This is a genomic window from Saccharopolyspora sp. 7B (genome assembly GCF_020177435.1).
In the GTDB taxonomy this organism is placed as follows: domain Bacteria; phylum Actinomycetota; class Actinomycetes; order Mycobacteriales; family Pseudonocardiaceae; genus Saccharopolyspora_C; species Saccharopolyspora_C gregorii.
In genome coordinates this window covers 21,192-36,293 of record NZ_JAIUKC010000020.1, presented here as the reverse complement: position 1 = coordinate 36,293, position 15,102 = coordinate 21,192, and the positions used below count along the sequence as shown (strand labels likewise).

The 15,102-nt window shown below is 73.1% G+C and carries 12 protein-coding genes; 5 read left to right on the top strand and 7 right to left on the bottom strand.

Annotated features, from left to right (window positions below):
• Window positions 1-92 precede the first annotated feature (92 nt).
• Window positions 93-1,061 (top strand): sigma-70 family RNA polymerase sigma factor, encoded by a 969-nt coding sequence (locus tag LCD33_RS04490; RefSeq protein WP_224955389.1) that lies wholly within the window; start codon window positions 93-95, stop codon window positions 1,059-1,061.
• 235 nt (window positions 1,062-1,296) lie between these two features.
• Here LCD33_RS04490 and LCD33_RS04485 read toward each other — a convergent pair whose 3' ends face one another.
• The gene (locus LCD33_RS04485) at window positions 1,297-2,010 is read right to left on the bottom strand and encodes a tyrosine-protein phosphatase (RefSeq protein ID WP_224955388.1); all 714 of its coding nucleotides are present in this window, start codon (window positions 2,008-2,010) and stop codon (window positions 1,297-1,299) included.
• A gap of 133 nt (window positions 2,011-2,143) precedes the next feature.
• Here LCD33_RS04485 and LCD33_RS04480 point away from each other — a divergent pair, with 133 nt between their 5' ends.
• On the top strand, window positions 2,144-3,796 hold the full coding sequence (locus LCD33_RS04480; protein ID WP_224977543.1) for a fumarate hydratase: 1,653 nt from the start codon (window positions 2,144-2,146) through the stop codon (window positions 3,794-3,796).
• A 156-nt stretch (window positions 3,797-3,952) separates the two neighbouring features.
• Here LCD33_RS04480 and LCD33_RS04475 read toward each other — a convergent pair whose 3' ends face one another.
• The 5 genes from LCD33_RS04475 to LCD33_RS04455 form a co-directional block, all read right to left on the bottom strand.
• Window positions 3,953-4,378: a hypothetical protein gene (locus LCD33_RS04475; protein ID WP_224955386.1), complete on the bottom strand. Its 426-nt coding sequence runs from the start codon at window positions 4,376-4,378 to the stop codon at window positions 3,953-3,955.
• Window positions 4,379-4,555: 177 nt separating this feature from the next.
• Window positions 4,556-5,455, bottom strand: coding sequence for an alpha/beta fold hydrolase (locus LCD33_RS04470; protein ID WP_224955385.1), 900 nt, complete (start codon window positions 5,453-5,455; stop codon window positions 4,556-4,558).
• A gap of 132 nt (window positions 5,456-5,587) precedes the next feature.
• On the bottom strand, window positions 5,588-8,629 hold the full coding sequence (locus LCD33_RS04465) for a bifunctional GNAT family N-acetyltransferase/acetate--CoA ligase family protein (protein ID WP_224977542.1): 3,042 nt from the start codon (window positions 8,627-8,629) through the stop codon (window positions 5,588-5,590).
• An 84-nt stretch (window positions 8,630-8,713) separates the two neighbouring features.
• Window positions 8,714-9,889 (bottom strand): acetoin utilization protein AcuC, encoded by a 1,176-nt coding sequence (locus tag LCD33_RS04460; protein ID WP_224955383.1) that lies wholly within the window; start codon window positions 9,887-9,889, stop codon window positions 8,714-8,716.
• 83 nt (window positions 9,890-9,972) lie between these two features.
• The gene (locus LCD33_RS04455; protein WP_224955382.1) at window positions 9,973-10,824 is read right to left on the bottom strand and encodes a sulfurtransferase; all 852 of its coding nucleotides are present in this window, start codon (window positions 10,822-10,824) and stop codon (window positions 9,973-9,975) included.
• Window positions 10,825-10,974: 150 nt separating this feature from the next.
• Between LCD33_RS04455 and LCD33_RS04450 the strand changes: the two genes are divergently transcribed.
• Genes LCD33_RS04450 through galE form a run of 3 tightly spaced genes read left to right on the top strand, consistent with a single transcriptional unit; the run spans window position 10,975 to window position 13,871 of the window.
• Window positions 10,975-11,673: a metal-dependent transcriptional regulator gene (locus LCD33_RS04450; protein WP_224977541.1), complete on the top strand. Its 699-nt coding sequence runs from the start codon at window positions 10,975-10,977 to the stop codon at window positions 11,671-11,673.
• Entirely contained in the window at window positions 11,670-12,848 is a 1,179-nt protein-coding gene (galK, locus tag LCD33_RS04445) for a galactokinase (protein ID WP_224955380.1), read from the top strand. The genes LCD33_RS04450 and galK overlap by 4 nt, the downstream gene beginning before the upstream one ends.
• Before the next feature lie 60 nt (window positions 12,849-12,908).
• On the top strand, window positions 12,909-13,871 hold the full coding sequence (gene galE / locus LCD33_RS04440; protein WP_224955379.1) for a UDP-glucose 4-epimerase GalE: 963 nt from the start codon (window positions 12,909-12,911) through the stop codon (window positions 13,869-13,871).
• 89 nt (window positions 13,872-13,960) lie between these two features.
• Here the strand turns inward: galE and LCD33_RS04435 are convergent, their stop codons facing one another.
• The gene (locus LCD33_RS04435; RefSeq protein WP_224966429.1) at window positions 13,961-15,091 is read right to left on the bottom strand and encodes a DUF4192 domain-containing protein; all 1,131 of its coding nucleotides are present in this window, start codon (window positions 15,089-15,091) and stop codon (window positions 13,961-13,963) included.
• Between the last annotated feature and the right edge of the window lie 11 nt (window positions 15,092-15,102).

Here is a 15,102-nt window from a genome sequence, read left to right as displayed (position 1 = left end):
TCGGCCCGCAACACCGAGCGTACGCGTCCTCCACAGCGCCAGTCCGCGCCGTGGGCACGCCCCGCAAGCCAGCCCGTCAGGGAGGGAGCTCAATGACCGTCCCGCAGACCAACACCATGACCGCCACCGACGCCGACCTCGACAACCAGGGCCCCTCGGCCGACCTGGTGCGGGTCTACCTGAACGGCATCGGCCGGACCGCGCTGCTCACCGCGCAGGAGGAGGTCGACCTCGCCAAGCGGATCGAGGCGGGCGTCTTCGCGAAGCACATGCTGGAGACGGACGGCAAGATCTCGCCCGAGCGGCGCAGCGACCTGCGGGCGGTGGTGCGCGACGGCCAGTCGGCCAAGAACCACCTGATGGAGGCCAACCTGCGGCTGGTGGTGAGCCTCGCCAAGCGCTACACCGGCCGCGGCATGCCGCTGCTGGACCTGATCCAGGAGGGCAACCTCGGGCTGATCCGCGCGGTGGAGAAGTTCGACTACACCAAGGGCTTCAAGTTCTCCACGTACGCCACTTGGTGGATCCGGCAGGCCATCACCCGCGGCATGGCGGACCAGTCCCGCACCATCCGGCTGCCCGTCCACCTGGTCGAGCAGGTGAACAAGCTGGCCCGGATCAAGCGCGACCTGCACCAGAAGCTGGGCCGCGAGGCGACCGACGAGGAACTGGCCGCCGAGAGCGGGCTCACCCCCGAGAAGGTCTCCGACCTGCTCGACCACTCCCGGGACCCGGTGAGTCTGGACATGCCGGTCGGCGCCGAGGAGGACGCCCCGCTCGGCGACTTCATCGAGGACGCCGAGTCCGCCGACGCCGAGAACGCCGTGATCTCCGGCTTCCTGCAGGACGACCTGCGCCGCGTGCTGGGCACGCTGGAGGAGCGGGAGCAGTCGGTGATCCGGATGCGCTACGGCCTCGACGACGGCCAGCCGCGCACCCTGGACCAGATCGGCAAGGCCTTCGGGCTCTCCCGCGAGCGGGTCCGCCAGATCGAGCGGGAGGTCATGTCCAAGCTGCGGCAGGGCGACCGCGCCGACCGGCTGCGGGCCTACGCCAGCTGACGCTCGGCACCCGCGGCGACCCGAAGGAACGGACGTGCGCGTCCGGCCGGGCGACCGGCCGGGCGCATCCCAGGGGAGGTCGGACTCGCCCACCGAGGCAGGTCCGGCCTCTCGCCCTGTCCGCGCCCGTCACCCGCACCGGGTGCGTCCGTGCTCCGGGGCCGACCGTGCTCCGGGCGGGCCGCGGCAGGGCCGTCCGTGCGGCGGGCGACCCGGTGTCCGGGCCGGCCCCCGTTCAGTCGCGGAACTTGCGGCGCCAGCGGTCGATCTCGTCCGCCGTGACGCCGTGCGCGCGCAACCAGCCAGCCGCGTGCTCCTCGTGCTCGGCCCACGTCGCCAGCACGCCCTCGATCGCCTCCACCGGCGTCGAGATCAGGTGCCGCACGTCCTCCTCGCTGACGCCCGGCGGCAACGCGGGCGCCATCTCCAGACGCTGCAGCACCCGGAACATGTTCCGGTCCGTCCGCACGTAGTCCGCGATGATCGCGTCCGACCGGACTCCCGCCGCGCTCAGCAGCATCGCCGAGACCACGCCGGTGCGGTCCTTGCCCGCCGCGCAGTGCACCAGCACCGGCCCCTCCGCCGCCAGCACCAGGCGGAACACCCGCACCAGCTTGTCCGCCGCGTTCCGCAGCGCCAGCTGGTAGAGCTCCGGCAGCGGATGCGCCACCTCAGTGGAGTGGATGCCCGCGAGCAGCTCGATCTGGTGCACCTCCGCCACCTGCGCCAGCGGGTGCGCGGTGCCGTTCAGCTCCGACGCGTCCCGCAGGTCCAGCACCAGCCGCGGCGGCCACGCCACGTCCTCCGGGTCCCGGTCCCCCGCGCGCGGGGCGTCGCTGCGCAGCACGATCCCCTCCCGGGTGGTCCCCGGTTCGGCGGGCAATCCGCCGAGATCGCGCAGGTTGACCAACCCGTCGAGGGCCTCGGAGGTCGGATCCGTCGTGGACAAGGGCGTCTCCCATCGGCTCGGTTACCGTCCGACAGCCTCGCAGGTGTCCGACCCCTGCCGACAGACCCGGTCCGGCTCCGCGCGCCGTTGCGTTAACGTCACCGCATTCCCGAACGCGCAAAGGAGCGGCGTCGTGACCACCACGTTCGACCACACCGAGATCCTTCCGCTCGGTCCGGACGACACCGACTACCGGTTGCTCACCACCGAGGGCATCCGCACCGTGGAAGCCGCCGGGCGGCGCTTCCTGGAAGTGGCGCCCGAGGCGCTGACCGCGCGCGCGAGCGCGGCGATCAAGGACATCCAGCACCTGCTGCGCTCCTCGCACCTCGCGCAGCTGCGGGCCATCGTCGACGACCCGGAGGCCAGCGCCAACGACCGGTTCGTCGCCACCGACCTGCTGCGCAACGCCTGCGTGTCCGCCGGTGGCGTGCTGCCGATGTGCCAGGACACCGGTACCGCCATCGTCATCGGCAAGCGCACCGAGACGATCCTCACCGGCGGCGAGGACGAGCAGCGGCTGGCGCGCGGCGTGTTCGACGCCTACCAGGAGCTGAACCTGCGGTACTCGCAGATGGCGCCGCTGAACTTCTGGGAGGAGCGCAACACCGGCAGCAACCTCCCGGCCCAGATCGAGCTGTACAACAAGGCGGGCACCGACCCGCACTACGAGTTCCTGTTCATGGCCAAGGGTGGCGGCAGCGCCAACAAGACCTTCCTCTACCAGGAGACGAAGGCGCTGCTGAACCCGACGCGGCTCGCCCGGTTCCTGGAGGAGAAGCTGCGTTCGCTGGGCACCGCGGCCTGCCCGCCCTACCACCTGGCGATCGTCGTCGGCGGCACCTCCGCCGAGCACAACCTCAAGACCGCCAAGCTCGCCTCCGCCCGCTACCTCGACGGCCTGCCCCGCGAAGGCTCCCCGTCCGGGCACGCGTTGCGGGACGTCGAACTCGAAGCGCAAGTGCTGGAGATGACCCGGCAGTTCGGCATCGGCGCCCAGTTCGGCGGCAAGTACTTCTGCCACGACGTGCGGGTCGTCCGGCTGCCCCGGCACGGCGCTTCGCTTCCCGTCGGCGTCGCCGTGTCCTGCTCCGCCGACCGCCAGGCCAAGGCGAAGATCACTCCCGAGGGCGTGTTCCTCGAACAGCTCGAACGCGACCCCGCCCGGTACCTGCCGGAAGTCGGCGACGAGCAGCTGTCCAGCGACGTGGTGCGCATCGACCTGAACCGGCCGATGGCCGAGATCCGCGCGGAGCTCTCGAAGCTGCCGGTGAAGACCCGGGTGTCGCTGACCGGACCGCTCGTCGTCGCCCGCGACATCGCGCACGCCAAGATCGCCGAACGGCTGGACGCGGGCGAACCGATGCCGCAGTACCTGCGGGACCACCCGGTGTACTACGCGGGGCCGGCGAAAACGCCGGACGGCTACGCCTCCGGCTCCTTCGGGCCCACCACCGCGGGGCGGATGGACTCCTACGTGGAGCAGTTCCAGGCGGCCGGCGGCTCGCTCGTCATGCTGGCCAAGGGGAACCGCTCGTCGAAGGTCGCCGCCTCCTGCCGCGAGCACGGCGGGTTCTACCTCGGCTCCATCGGCGGCCCCGCCGCGCGGCTCGCGCAGGACTGCATCCGGTCGGTCGACGTCCTCGAATACGCGGAGCTGGGCATGGAAGCGGTGTGGCGCATCGAGGTGGAGGACTTCCCGGCGTTCGTCGTCGTCGACGACAAGGGGGAGGACTTCTTCGCGGACTCGACGCAGCCCACGCTGCAGATCTCCTTCGCCCGCTGAGAAACGAGGCCCCCGCAACGGCGACGGCCGGCGGCTCCCTTCCGGGAACCGCCGGCCGTGGCACACCACAGTGGGGGGACACGCACTTTCTCCCGTAGGAGCCCCACCTCCTACGGGAGAAGTGCCTGCGAAGCGCAGGTCAGCACGTCGAACTCATCAACGCGGAACCTTCACCTCGCGCTTTTCGAGCACGACGGTGCGCTCGCCCAGCGGCTCGTCCAACTGGACGGCCACCGGCGGGTAGCGCAGATCCATCGTGCAGATCCCCGGCGGATCCGGGGTCTCGTTCACCAGCACGACCTTCACCTGCTGGGCGTTCTGGTCGGCGACTTCGGCGTGGACCTTGCTGCAACCGCCTTCCTGGCCGTTGGTGACGACGGCCGAACCGCCGTCCTGGGTCCACACCCGGGGCACCGTGGTCCCGGACTGGCTCTCGGCCTTGATCAGGTTCTCCGGCACGGGAGTTCGTTCCTGCTCGGGCTTCGGCTGCACCGGGGCGGCCGGCTCAGGGGCGGGCGGCTGCCCGCCGAATCCGACGTCTTCTTGCTGTCCGGCGCAGGCGGTGAAAGCGAGGAGCAGCACGCCCGCGCCCACTGTGGTGTGTAGGCGTTTCATGCCCGGTAGACGGAGCCCGGTCCGCGCCGGGTTGCGCGGATCCGGGATCTTTTGGGCGGACACTGTGGAATCCGCCGCTAGGGCCACCGTTTTCGCTGGTCAGGAGCATTCACTGTGAACGGTCCGCGTCGAACCGGTCCGAGTTCACCGCACGTCGGCACCTGCGGAACCGGGCCAGGTGGTCCCGGTCGCCGCTGCCGCCCAGCCCGTGATCCAGTCCGCCAGCACCCCGCTGGTGTACACCCACGCGTAGTGGCCGAGCTTCGCCGCGCCCGCCACCTCGCAGGAGTAGTGCCGCCGGGTGCGCGGCGCCGCCACCGCCTTCGCCGCCAAGTGATCCACTGAGGACGCGGGGGCCAGCTCGTCGCCCTCGACGCTCACCGTGAGCAGCGAGACGTCCAGCTCCCGCAACGCCCGCTCGTAGTCGAAGTCCGATCCGCCGAGGCGGTAGCGGCCGGTGCGCCCCTGGCGGGCCCAATCCGCCATGATCCCGGCCGGCTGGCGGCCGCCGAACCCGAGCCGCTCCCCCGGCCAGAAGCCGAGCAGCGAACTCACCGCGGCGACGAACTGGGTCGCCACCAGGTTCTTCCAGCCCTGCATTCCGGGGAAGCTGCGGAACCACACCGAACCGGAGGCCAGCAGCGTCACCCCCCGCACCCGGCTCGGGTCCGCGGCGGCGAGCAGCAGCGCGATCTGCCCGCCGAGGCTGTGCCCGACCAGGAAGCGCGGCGCGGCGGGGAACTCGCGCGCCACGAGGTCCACGACGGCGGCGGCGTCGTCTACCAGGTCCTGGTACCCGAAGCGGATCTTGCGGTCGGCGCGCGGCGGCGCGGTGCCCTGGCCGCGCCAGTCGACGCTCACCACCGTGCAGCCGCGCTCGTGCAGCTCGCGCAGGAACGGCAGGTAGTAGGAGGCGGGGACGCCCATCGCGGGCAGCAGGACGACGGCCGGGGCGGCCGGGTCCTCGGCGGCGCAGGCGCGGACGGTCAGCCGGTGCTCGCCCGCGGGCAGCTCGCCCAGCTCGGTCAACGTCAGGTCGGCCATTCCCGGGCTCCCGTCCTCGCTTCCTCGGCGCGCACAGAATAACGGTACGGGTGAGTCTCGGAGAGGTGGGCGCCGGGAGTCAGGCGCGCGGTCCGCGATCCCGCCCCGGACTCGCGGACCCCCGCCGCGGAATCAGCGCAGCCTGCGCGGACCCGTGTCCGGCACCGCGGCCGAACGCCCCACGCTGATCCGCGCTCCCGTCACCCGCACGCCGAGCGCCGAGGCCAGCACCGGCTGCAACGTCAGCTCCCGCACCTCCGGCAGGTCCTCCACCAGCGTCGCCACCCGCAGCACCAGGTCCTCCAGCGCCGCCAGATCCGCGGGCTCATCACCCCGGTAGCCCGCCAGCAGCGGTGCCGCGCGCGGCGAGCGCACCAGCGCCGCCACGTCCACATCGGTCATCGGAACCGCCCGGTACGCCTTGTCCCCCAGCAGTTCGCTGGCCACACCGGACAGTCCGAACGAGACCAGCGTGCCGAACGACGGGTCGTCCATCAGGTCGATCACGCAGGAATGCCCGCGCCCTGCCATGTTCTGCACGTACACCTCCGCGGTGTCCGACACCCGCAGCAGGTCCGCGTACGCCGCCCGCACCGCGTCCGCGTTCACCAGGTCCAGCCGCACGCCCACCAGGTCCGCGCGGTGCCGCAACTGGTCGTCGGCGGCCTTCAACACCACCGGGAAACCGAGCTCGGTCGCCGCGGCCACCGCGTCCGCCTCGTTGCACACCCGGCGGAACGGCACCAGCTCGATCCCGTAGTGCCCCAGCAGCTCCACCGACTGCTCGTCGCTGAGCCGCACCTCACCGTCCCCGAGCGAGGCCTCCACCAGCCGCCGCGCCCGCTCCGGCGCGATGCCCTCCGGCCGGGCGAAGTGCCCCTGCGGCGCGGCCCGCCACCGCGCGTAGCGCGTCGCCCTGGCCAGCGACAGCACCGCCCGCTCGGGGCTCGGGTAGGACGGCACCGAACCCCAGCCAGCCGAACCGTCCGGCCCCGGCACCGCCAGCTCGTCCGGCACACCCTCGGCGGCCAGGAACGTCGTGACCACCGGTTTCGTCGCCGCGACCGCGGCCTCCTGCAAGGCCTCCCGCAACGCCCTCGCGTAAGCGGTGCCCGGCACCGCGACCGGCGGCACGAACACCGTCACCAGCGCGTCCACGTCGTCGGAGAGCGCGGCCGCGCGCACCGCGGCGGCGAACTCCTCCGGGCTCGCCGACGCGCCGACGTCCACCGGCTCACCCGCCAGCCGCAGGCCCTCCGCCTGCGCGACGTCCGCCGCCAGCATGCCCAGCGCCGAGGAGTTGCCGACGATCGCCACCCGCTCTCCCGCGGGCAGCGGCTGGTGGGCCAGCAGCAGCGCCGTGTCGAACATCTGCGCCACCGACTCGACGCGGATCACCCCGGCCTGCTCGAACAGCGCCTGCACGCTCGTCTCGTCCACCTGCACCGATGTGGCCGCGAGCCCGGGGCGCACCGCGTTGCGGCCCGACTTCACCACCACGATCGGCTTGGTCCGGGCCAACCGCCGGGCCAGCCGGGCGAACTTGCGCGGGTTGCCGAAGGACTCCAGGTACAGCAGCACCACGTCCGTCGCCGGGTCCGTCTGCCAGTACTGCAGCAGGTCGTTGCCCGAGACGTCGGCGCGGTTGCCCGCCGAGACGAACGTGGACAGGCCCAGGCCCCGCTCGGTCGCGGTCGCCAGGATCGCCACGCCCAGCGCCCCCGACTGGCAGAAGAACCCGGTGCGCCCGGACCCCGGCAACCGCGGCGCCAAGGTCGCGTTGAGCCGGTAGCCGGCATCGGTGTTGACCACGCCCAGCGCGTTCGGGCCGACGACCCGCATGCCGTGCACGCGCGCCGCGCGGACCATGCGGCGTTCGATCGCGCGACCGTCCGGTCCCGACTCGCTGAACCCGGAGCTGACGATCACCAGCGCCTTCACGCCCTTGGCCAGGCATGCGTCCAGCACCTCGTCCACGCCCGCCGCCGGGATCGCCACCACCGCCAGATCCACGTCGTCCGGGATGTCCAGCACCGACGGGTAGGCCCGCACGCCGCGGACCGCCCGGTGCTCCGGATTCACCGGGTACACCGGGCCGGCGAAGTCCGCGGTCAGCAGGTTGACGAGCACCGCGTGCCCGATCTTGCGGTGGTCGGTGGAGGCGCCGATCACCGCCACCGACCGCGGGTGCAGCAGGTTGTGCACGCTGCGCGCCTCCGCAGCCTGCTCCCGGGCCCTGGCCACCGCCAGCGACTCCTCGGTGGGGTCGATGTCGAACTCCAAGTGCACGACGCCCTCTTCCATCGCGCGCCGCACCTGGTAGCCGGCGTCCCGGAAGACCCGCACCATCGCCGAGTTCTCCGCGAGGACCTCCGCGACGAACCGGCGCAGCCCGCGCTCCTGGGCGGCCGCCGCCAGATGCTCCAGCAGGATCGAACCGAGGCCGCGGCCCTGGTGCTGGTCCTGCACCACGAACGCCACCTCGGCCGAGTCCTGGTCGTCGAGCCGGTCGAAGCGCCCCACCGCCACGATGTCGTCGCCCAGCAGCGCCACCAGCGCCACCCGGTCCCGGTGGTCGACGGTGCTGAACCGCTCCACGTCCCGCTTCGGCATCCGCGGATACGGGCCGAAGTAGCGGAAGTACCGGGTGCGGTCGCTGAGCCTGCTGTGGAACGAGATCAGCTGGTCGGCGTCGTCCGGTGAGATCGGCCGCAGGTGCACGGTGCCGCCGTCGGAGAGCACGACGTCGGCCTCCCAGCTGCGCGGGTACGGCTTGCCGTCGCCGGTGGGCGGCGCATCCGGCCGGTCCGAGTCGCCTCGCTGACCCGCGCGGGGCGGCTCGCCGGGACGGGCGGGCTGGCCGGACGGGGCGGCGTCGGCCGCCGAGGCGGGTTGGCCGGCTGGGCGCGGCTGGGCGGGCTGCTCCGCCCGGCCGGGCTGGTCGGGCGATCCGGGTTTGCCGGGTTTGCCGGGCTGGTCGGGCTGGTCGGGCTGGTCGGGCTGGTCGGGCGGGGTGCGCTGGTCGGCTGAGCCGGGCTGGTCGGGCTTGGACTGGTCCGGCCGCTGGTCGCCCGTCCCGAGGTCCGCCCGCCGGCCGGGCTCCGGCCGAGCACCGCCCCGGTCCGCGGCCGCACGACCGCCGCCGCTCGTCCCGCGTCGCTTCGACCCGCCCATCAGCCAGCACCCTCTCAACCGCACCGGCGTCGAGCAGGCCGGGCGCACTGCGCCGCCGGTGCGGGTGCGCGTGCGCCGCCGAGGTCAGTCGCGGACATCGGCCGGGTCCAGACCGTGCAACGGGAACAACGCGTGCCGCGCGTCCCGGATCGCAGTGTCCACCGTGGACTCGGTCACCCCCGTCCAGGGTACGAAGGTCGGGTCCTCCCCATCCGTCAACGATGTCGGCAGCGGAACGTTCCCCGCCACCCGCAAGGCGTGCGCCAGCCACTCCGGCGGCAACGCCGTCGCCGGATCCAGGTCCCGGTCCAGCGCGGTCGCCAGCAGGTGGGTCCAGCTGCGCGGCACCACCCGGTGCAGCGCGTAGCCACCACCACCGAGCGCCACCCACCTGCCACCGGCGCACCGCTCCGCCAGGCCCCGCAGCGCGTGGTAGCTCTCGCGCTGGCCGTCCACCGACATCGCCAGGTCCGCGAGCGGGTCCTCCCGGTGCGCGTCGGCTCCGGCTTGCGTGACCAGCACCTGCGGGCGGAATTCATCCAGCAGCGACGGCACCACGGCGTGGAACGCCCGCAACCAGTCCGCGTCTCCCGTACCCGGCGGCAGCGCCACGTTCACCGCGGTCCCCTCCGCCCCGGGGCCGCCGGTCTCGGTGGCGAAGCCGGTGCCCGGCCACAGCGTGATCGGGTGCTGGTGCAGCGAGACGGTCAGCACCCGCGGGTCGTCGTAGAACGTCTTCTGCACCCCGTCGCCGTGGTGCACGTCCACGTCCACGTAGGCGACCCGCTCCACGCCCTGGTCGAGCAGCCAGGCGATGGCCACGGCGCAGTCGTTGTAGACGCAGAACCCGGCGGCCCGCTCCGGCATCGCGTGGTGCAGCCCGCCGGCGAGGTTCACCGCCCGATCGGCCTTCCCGGACAGGACCTGCTCGGCCGCGGTGATCGACGCTCCGGCCACCAGCGCCGAGGCCTCGTGCATCCGGTCGAAGATCGGGTTGTCCTCGGTGCCGAGCCCGTACCCGATGTCCCAGGCCGCGGTCGGTGCGGCGCGCACGGCCGCCAGGTAGTCCGGGCGGTGCACGCGGAGCAGCTCCTCGTCGGTGGCCGGCCGCGGCGGCACCGGCGTCACACCGTCCAGCACCCCGAGCGAACTGGCCAGCCGCATCGTGAGGTCCAGCCGGATCGGGTGCAGCGGGTGCTCACCACCGAGGTCGTAGCCGAGGACCGACTCGTCCCACACCACCGCGCACTGGTTGCCCATGCGCCGGACGCTACCCGGCCCGTGGCGGCGCTCACAGTGTCCCGGGACACACCGCGGCACCGCCGTGCTCGCCGTCCCGGACGTCAGCCCGGAGCGTCCCCCGTCTTCGCCGGCCGGTTCGGGTCGGACGACCAGTGCGACCACGAACCCGCGTAGAGCGCGGCCGGATTCCCCGGCCCGCTCAGACCCGCGTGCTCCAGGGCGAGCAGGGCGGAGCAGGCCGTGATCCCGGAACCGCAGTAGGCGCCGACCGGAGTCTCCCGGTCCACCCCGAGCTCGCCGAACGAACGCGCCAGCTCCGCCGGCGTCCGCCAGGTCCCGTCCGCGGTCACGTTGTCGGCGAACGGGGCGTTGCGCGCCCCGGGGATGTGGCCGGGCCGCGGGTCGACCGGTTCCACCTCACCGCGGTACCGCTCCGGGGCGCGGGCGTCGAGCAGCCGCCCCTCCGCGGCCAGCCGGGCGGCCTCGTCGGCACCGATCACCGGCAGCGAATCCGGCACCACCTCGTAGTCGGTGGGCGCCACCTCCGGCACCTCGGCGGTGACCGGGTGGCCGCCGTCGACCCACGCCCGGTACCCGCCGTCGAGCACCCGGACCCGCGGGTGCCCGGCCCAGCGCAGCAACCACCAGGCCCGCGCCGCCGCGGAACCGTCGGCGGCGTCGTAGGCCACCACCTCGCGGTCCGCGGTGACCCCGGCCCGCCGCAGCACCACCTGCAGATCCGCGGCGGCGGGCAGCGGGTGCCTGCCGCCGGGGCCGGGAGGGGCCGCGAGTTCGGTGTCCAGGTCCACGAACACCGCGCCCGGCAGGTGGTCGCGCTCGTAGTCCTCCCGGCCGGGTGGCCCGAGCAGGCTCCACCGCACGTCCAGCAGCACCGGTGGGCGCGCGCCCGCCAGCGACTCGGCAAGATCGTCTGCACTGATCAGCGGATCCATCGGACCTCCTGGACTGCTCGGGGACGGAACGACTCGGGAAAGGGGCCGAAAGCATGCTCCGGCGGCGGAAACGCCTGCTCGGAAGCCACCGACCGGCGGTACGGCACCGGGACTAGAATCACAGGTGGGACCGCAAATCGGGGAGCCAGCGTGAACGATCTCATCGATACCACCGAGATGTACCTTCGCACCATTTACGACTTGGAGGAGGAGGGCGTCGTCCCGCTGCGCGCCCGCATCGCGGAACGCCTGGAGCAGAGCGGGCCGACCGTGAGCCAGACCGTGGCCCGGATGGAGCGCGACGGCCTGCTCACCGTTGCCGAGGACCGGCACCTGGAGCTCACCGAGGCAGGCCGCACCCGCGCCGTCCGCGTGATGCGCAAGCACCGGCTCGCCGAACGGCTGCTCGTCGACGTGATCGGCCTGGAGTGGGAACACGTGCACGACGAGGCCTGCCGCTGGGAGCACGTGATGAGCGAGGCGGTCGAGCGCAAGCTGGTGGCGCTGCTCGGCAACCCGTCCACCTCCCCGTACGGCAACCCCATCCCCGGCCTCGAAGAGCTCGGTGCCGAACCGGCGACCGCGGCGATCGGTGAGTCCGATCTGAAGCGGGTCGACGAGATCGCCCGCAACGGTGGCGGCCAGGCCGTGGTGTGCCGGATCGCCGAGCACGTCCAGCTGGACCCCGACGTGATGAGCGAGCTCAAGGAAGTCGGCCTGATGCCCTCGGAGAACATCAAGATCGTGCCGGTCACCGGCGTGAACAAGCCGATCCAGGTGAACGGCCCCAAGGGCAGCACCCAGCTCGCGCCCGGCATCGCCCACGCCGTCCTGGTCCGCGCCCGGTGAGCCCCGCCGAGACCGCCGCCGAGGCCTTCACCTCCGAGCACGGACGCGCTCCCGAGGTCGCCTGGTCGGCACCCGGCCGGGTCAACTTGATCGGCGAGCACACCGACTACAACGACGGGTTCGTGCTGCCGATCGCGTTGCCGCACCGGATCGCCGTGGCCGCCGCGCCGCGCACCGACGGAGTGCTGTCGGTGGCCACGCTGGGCGACGACGGCGTGCTGCACCGGGCCGAGTCGACCCCGCTGGACGCGCTCGCGCCGGGCGCGCAGACTGGGTGGGCCGCATACCCCTCCGGCGTCGCGTGGGCGCTGCGCGGGCAGGGCGTCGAGGTGCCCGGGGCGGACCTGGTCATCGCGGGCGACGTTCCCGCCGGGGCCGGGCTGTCGTCGTCGCACGCGCTGGAGTGCGCGGTGGCGCTCACGCTGCTCGACCTGGCCGGGCGCCCCGCCGACGGGCCGGAGGCCCCGGCGACCGCCGACATCGCCCGCTGGGTGCAGATCTCGGAGAACGACTTCGTCGGCGCCCCCACCGGCCTGCTGGACCAGACCGCCTCGTTGAGCTGCACCGAATCGCACGCGCTGTTCTTCGACGTGCGCTCCGGCGAGCTGGAGCAGATCGCGTTCGACACCGCCTCCGTCGGCCTCGAACTGCTCGTGATCGACACCCGCGCCAAGCACTCGCACAGCGAATCCGGCTACGGCGAGCGCAGGCGCGGCTGCGAGCACGCGGCGGACCTGCTCGGGGTCAAGGCGCTGCGCGACGTGTCGATCGGGGAACTCGACGGCGCGCTCGAGGTGCTGCCGGAGGAGCTGCGGCCCCTGGTGCGCCACGTCGTCACCGAGAACGAACGGGTGGTGTCCACCGTCGCCGCGCTCGACGCCGGGGAGCTCGCCTCGATCGGACCGCTGCTGACCTCCTCGCACGTGAGCATGCGCGACGACTACCGGATCTCCTGCCTGGAACTGGACGTGGCGGTGGACGCCGCGCTGGAAGCCGGTGCGCTGGGCGCCCGGATGACCGGCGGTGGTTTCGGCGGCTCGGCGATCGCGCTGGTGCGCGCGCAGGACCGGGAGGCGATCGGGCAGGCCGTGCTGGACTCCTACGCCGAGCAGGACCTGCCGGCGCCGCGGCTGTTCACCGCGATTCCGGCCGCCGGAGCGGGCCGCGACCGCTGATCCGGCCCCGCGGCACGGCGGGGCCTTCGAGTTGGACGTACCAGGAAAGGCAGAACCTCCGTGAAGCTCCTCGTCACCGGTGGTGCGGGATATGTGGGCAGCGTGTGCGCGGCACGGCTGCTGGAGAACGGTCACCAGGTGACCGTGGTCGACGACCTCTCGACGGGACACGCCGACGCGGTGCCGCCGGGCGCCACCTTCGTGCGGGCCGACATCGCGGAAGCGGCCGGTGATCTGCTGGCCGAGGGGTACGACGGCGTGCTGCACTTCGCGGCGAAGTCGCTCGTCGGCGAGTCCATGGAGGACCCGCACAAGTACTGGCAGGGCAACGTGGTCACCTCGCTGCGGCTGCTGGAGGCGGTCCGCGAGCACGGCACGCCGCGGCTGGTGTTCTCCTCCACCGCCGCCACCTACGGCGAGCCGGACGTGGTGCCGATCCCGGAGGACGCCCCGGCCCGGCCGACGAACACCTACGGCGCGACGAAGCTGGCCATCGACCACGCGATCAGCTCTTACGCCACGGCGCACGGACTGGGCGCGGTGAGCCTGCGCTACTTCAACGTTGCCGGCGCGCACGGCTCGTTCGGCGAGCGGCACGCCGTGGAGACGCACCTGATCCCGATCGTGCTGCAGGTCGCACTGGGCAAGCGCGAGCAGGTGCAGATGTACGGGACCGACTGGCCCACCGAGGACGGCACCTGCGTCCGCGACTACATCCACGTCACCGACCTCGCCGACGCGCACCTGCTGGCGCTGGAGAACGCGCGGCCCGGCGAGCACCGGATCTACAACCTGGGCAACGGCACCGGCTTCTCGGTGCAGCAGGTGATCGAAACCTGCCGCGAGGTGACCGGCCACCCCATCCCGGCGGCGGTGGCACCGCGGCGCGCCGGTGACCCGGCGACGCTGGTGGCCGCCAGCGACCGCGCCCGCGAAGAACTGTCCTGGAAGCCGAAGCTGGCCGACCTGTCGGTCATCGTGCGCGATGCCTGGGAGTTCACCCGGGCCCGCGAGCAGAGCTGACGCCCGCCGGTGCCCGGTCGCCGCGCGATCGGGCACCGGCCGGCCCGGCCGCGGGCGCGCCGCCGAGCGGTGCCGGATCGCGGCGCTCATCAGGACTCCTCCGCTTCGATCATGAGCTGGGCGTCGCTCATCGCGTCCTTGGCCACTTCGCCCAGTTCCTTCGGTGAAATGCCCCGTTCGAGGGCCTGCCGCAGCAGGGACCCCAGGGAGTGCTCGGGCCGGGCGGCCTCCACGCGCTCCAGCGCGACGCTCGCCAAGGCCCCCTCGCCGCGCAGGTAGGCGGAGAAGGCCAGCAGCGCGGCCACGTCGGCGACCTCGGGTTCCGGCGCCTTGCGCACCAGGCTCAGCCACAGCTGCTCCGCGGCCATCGCCTGCTCGCCCAGCGCCACGCCGAGGCACAGGTCGCGCACCCGCTGGTCGTTCAGCGCGAGCAGGATTCGCAGCTGGTCCTCCTCGGTCAGCGCCTCCCCCGCCGCCGTCCGGCGGATCCCGGCGAGCGCGGTGGCCACGTCCTCGTGCACGTCGCCCCCCTCCCGCTCGGAGTCGTCGAGCATGCCGTTCAGCCGGGCCGACCAGCGGGCGGTCGTCCGCTCGGATTCGGGGGCGACCAGGCCCTGCAGCTCGCGGCGGCTGTCGAAGGTGACCGAGCCGGACGCGGCCATCGCGGCGCCGAGTGCGGTGCGCTTCGGGTCCGGTACCTCGCCGCGGCAGGGCGGGTCGTCGTAGCAGCGCCACGGGCTGCCCGCGACGAGCCGGTCGGTCCAGATCTCGTGCAGCACGTCGATGCCCGCCGCGGCGAATCCGTCCCGCAGCAGCAGGATCAGCTCGCGGTGCGGGACCGCTTCGTCCACTTCGGGCTCCGACAGGGGTCGCGCGCCGCCGTCCGGTTCAGGGCCCGCGTCGGCGGCGGACGGCTCGGCTTCACCGTCCGGCGGGCCGTGGCCACCGCCCCCGCCCGGTCCGACGGCCACGACGATGACGCGGGTCGCGCCCCGCCGCACCATCGGACCGGCCGAGAGGTATTCGATCACCGACCTGCGGTGTTCGGGCGGTGGCAGGTCGATCCGCAGCGTGAGGCAGAACGTCCCGGTGTCTCCCTCGGTGCGCAGGCCCAGCAGGACCAGGGAATCGGTGGGCGTGAACCCGAGCAGGTGGGGAACGGCGGCGAGGATCTCGCCCGCGTCGCCGAGGTGGATGCGTGCGTTCAACGGAGTGGTCATACCCAGAACAT